The sequence below is a fragment of the Mesorhizobium sp. Arg314 genome, from assembly GCF_053714275.1.
Genome location: NZ_JBSKBP010000327.1, coordinates 1 through 289, shown reverse-complemented (window position 1 = coordinate 289; position 289 = coordinate 1). Strand labels below are relative to the sequence as shown.

Here is a 289-nt window from a genome sequence, read left to right as displayed (position 1 = left end):
AGCCCGTCGGCATACTTGGCGACGGCGATATGGGCCAGAAGCGCCTCGCTCGGAATGCCGCCCTCGATCAGGTGCGCTGGTGCGGGTGCCTGGAAGACGCCGTCAAAGCCTTTGTAGGCGTATTTCGGGCGGTGGGTGACGATCACCCGGAACTGCGCCGGGATGACGTCCAGCCGCTCCGAGACGTCCTCGCCGATGAGAACCTTGTCCAGGCCCTCGCAGCCTTGCGGCGTTTCCGGCTCGATGACGACGTCGATCCGCTCGAGATGCTCTGCAAAGCCCTTGCGAG

The 289-nt window shown here is 65.1% G+C and carries 1 protein-coding gene; it reads right to left on the bottom strand.

The features are described from left to right. On the bottom strand, positions 1-289 hold a 289-nt coding region (locus ACWGS9_RS35710; RefSeq protein WP_454509547.1), incomplete at both ends, for an IS66 family transposase zinc-finger binding domain-containing protein.